Origin of the sequence: Streptomyces capoamus, assembly GCF_014654935.1 — a bacterium.
GTDB lineage: Bacteria > Actinomycetota > Actinomycetes > Streptomycetales > Streptomycetaceae > Streptomyces > Streptomyces capoamus.
On sequence record NZ_BNBF01000050.1, the window covers coordinates 716 to 3585 of the forward strand.

Annotated in this window: 3 protein-coding genes and 1 pseudogene; 1 reads left to right on the forward strand and 3 read right to left on the reverse strand. The window is 72.5% G+C overall.

Features of this window, described 5'->3' with window-relative positions; all coding sequences use genetic code 11:
* The 3 genes and pseudogenes from IE312_RS43560 to IE312_RS37325 form a co-directional block, all read right to left on the reverse strand.
* Nucleotides 1-688 (reverse strand): annotated as a pseudogene (locus IE312_RS43560) (hypothetical protein); the annotation flags it as partial.
* 3 nt (nt 689-691) lie between these two features.
* The gene (locus IE312_RS37320; RefSeq protein WP_189986761.1) at nt 692-946 is read right to left on the reverse strand and encodes a MoaD/ThiS family protein; all 255 of its coding nucleotides are present in this window, start codon (nt 944-946) and stop codon (nt 692-694) included.
* Nucleotides 947-1001: 55 nt separating this feature from the next.
* Nucleotides 1002-1850: an alpha/beta hydrolase gene (locus IE312_RS37325; RefSeq protein ID WP_189986762.1), complete on the reverse strand. Its 849-nt coding sequence runs from the start codon at nt 1848-1850 to the stop codon at nt 1002-1004.
* 177 nt (nt 1851-2027) lie between these two features.
* Here IE312_RS37325 and IE312_RS37330 point away from each other — a divergent pair, with 177 nt between their 5' ends.
* The gene (locus IE312_RS37330; protein WP_189986763.1) at nt 2028-2807 is read left to right on the forward strand and encodes a winged helix-turn-helix transcriptional regulator; all 780 of its coding nucleotides are present in this window, start codon (nt 2028-2030) and stop codon (nt 2805-2807) included.
* Nucleotides 2808-2870 lie beyond the last annotated feature (63 nt).

Consider the following 2870-nt stretch of genomic DNA (forward strand, 5'->3'; position numbering starts at 1 on the left):
CCTGGAGCAGGACCAGCGGTACGACGAGGGCGTACGAGGCGACGGGCGCCGTCGCGGCCAGCAGCAGGCCGAGCACGGCGGTGAGCAGCGCCGGCTGCATGCCGGGCTCGATGATCGGGGAACGGCCCTCCAGCCGGGCCCGCTGGGCGTCGGTGACGCGGGCGTTGCCGGCGAGGGTGGCGGGACCGTAGGAGGGCCCGGCCTCCGCGGGCTCGGCCCCGGGTGCCTGAGCGGGCGCAGGGGCGGGCGCCGGTGCCGGTTCCGGCGCGTACGTTCCGGCGTACGGGTCGGCGAACTGCTGCGGAGGCTGCTGTGCCGGCTGCTCGTACTGCTGCGGGTGCTGCTGCGGGTGCTGCTGCTCGTACTGCTGCGGCTGGTGCTGGTACTGCTGCGGGTACGGCTGCTCGTACTGCTGCGGGTACGGCTCCCGGTGCTGCTCGTACTGCTCGTACTGCTGGTGCTGCTGGTGCTGCTGGTGCTGCTGGTGCTCCTGCTGCTGCCCCGACAGGTACGCCGTCTCCGCCCGCACCGGCGCGTGCGTCTGCGTCTCCCAGGTCTGGCCCTGCCACTGCTGGGTCGCTTCCGGGTCGTGGCCGGTCCGGCCGTGGTGCTGCTCGTGCGCGGGCCACTGCTGCTGGTAGGGGTCGTGGCCCTCGTAGGGGCCGCCCTGGTACGGCTGGTCGGTCATCGCTCACCCTCCTGCGAACGGCGGGAGCACCTCGACCGTGCCGCCCTCGGCCAGCCGTACCGTCTCATGCGCGCGGGTCCCGACGGGGTCGCCGTCGACGAGGAAGGAGCATCGCTGGAGCACACGCGTCAGTTCACCGGGGTGCAGCGCGCGCACGCCGGCCAGCGCGCCGGCCAGCGTGTCCGCCTCGTGCGGCTCCTCGGCGACGCCGGCCGCGGCCTTGGCGGCGGCCCAGTAGCGCACCGTGACCTTGGGCATCTGAATCCTCAATCGACGGCAAACGGAAAAACGTTCAGAGACAGTGTGCGGCAGGCTAGCCCGCGGCCGACACCGCCCAGTTCGCGATGCGGGCCACCAGGGCGTCGCCGGCCGCGTTCTCGGCGTGGCCCATGCCCGGTTCGACCCAGAGTTCGCCGTGGTCGCCGGCCGCCTCGGCGAGCATCCGGGGATGGTCGAGCGGGAAGTAGCCGTCACGGTCGCCGTGCACGATGAGCAGGGGTGTCGGGGCGATCCGCGGGACGGCCTGCACCGGGGAGAGCGGGACGGGGTCCCAGTCGCGGTGGTGGATGCGGGTGCGCAGGCCGTAGCGGCCGACCAGGCGGCCCTCGGGGCGGGTGACCAGCCAGTGCAGGCGGCGCATGGGGGCCGTTCCCCGGTAGTACCAGCGGGCCGGCGCGCTGACGGAGACGACGGCGTCCGTGCCGCCGTACAGGGCCGCGTGCCGCAGGACCACCGAGCCGCCCATGGAGAAGCCGACGGTCACCACGCGCGTGTGCCCGAGGCGGCGGGCCCGGTCCACGGCGGCGGCCAGGTCCAGCACCTCCTTGTCGCCGACCGTGGAGCGGCCGCCGGAGCGGCCGTGGCCGCGGAAGGAGAAGGTGAGGACCGCTCCGCGATCGCGCAGCACGGCCGCCACACGGCGCACGTGCGGGCGGTCCACGTCCCCCGTGAAGCCGTGGGCGACCACGAACACCAGGCCACGGGCGGGCGGCCGGGAGGTGTCGGGCAGCGGTCCGTACGCGGCGGGCCCGGGATCGTATACGGAATCGATCGCGATCCCGTCAGCCGTACGCAGAAACGTCCGGATAGGGCCCTGTCTGCCTGTCTCGCCATACGGACGAATGGTGGAACGTGTCCCATGACCCGCCGAACGGTTGCTCATGTGGGCTATTCTGCTGGGCAGAGGACTCGGGCAGCGTAGCCCCCGGGTCCTTTTGTGCTTTCGGAAGCGTTGTATACGAAGCGGGAAGCCCCGGCGACCGCGGTGTACGGGCCTTCGGGATCGCAGAGCAGTACCCGTCCGCACAGTCCTCGCAGGGACCGAGGAGGAACCAGACGTATGAGTTCTCTGCTGCTCCTGACCAACGCCCTCCAGCCGTCGACGGAGGTGCTCCCGGCCCTCGGCCTGCTCCTGCACAACGTGCGGGTGGCCCCGGCGGAGGGACCCGCCCTGGTCGACACGCCGGGCGCCGACGTCATCCTCGTCGACGGCCGCCGCGACCTGCCCCAGGTCCGCAGCCTGTGCCAGCTCCTGCGCTCCACCGGACCCGGCTGTCCGCTGCTGCTGGTCGTCACCGAGGGCGGCCTGGCCGCCGTCACCGCGGACTGGGGCATCGACGACGTACTGCTGGACACCGCCGGCCCGGCGGAGGTCGAGGCCCGGCTGCGGCTCGCCATGGGCCGCCAGCAGATCGTCAACGACGACTCCCCCATGGAGATCCGCAACGGCGACCTCTCGGTGGACGAGGCGACGTACAGCGCGAAGCTCAAGGGGCGGGTGCTGGACCTGACCTTCAAGGAGTTCGAACTGCTCAAATACCTCGCCCAGCACCCGGGCCGGGTCTTCACCCGCGCCCAGCTGCTGCAGGAGGTGTGGGGCTACGACTACTTCGGCGGCACCCGCACGGTCGACGTGCACGTACGGCGGCTGCGCGCCAAGCTCGGCCCGGAGCACGAGTCGCTGATCGGAACCGTCCGGAACGTCGGTTATCGATTCGTGACGCCCGAGAAGCCGGACCGGTCCGCCGACGAGTCCAAGGCCAAGGCAGGTCGGGCAAAACCGGAGAACACGGACGCATCCGCCGTCCTGGACGGCACCGAGATGCACGCCGAGGCGTGACCGGACACGGCCGAGGCGGGGACGGCGGCCGCACGGGCCGTGTCCGCGCCCGTCCGCCCGGTG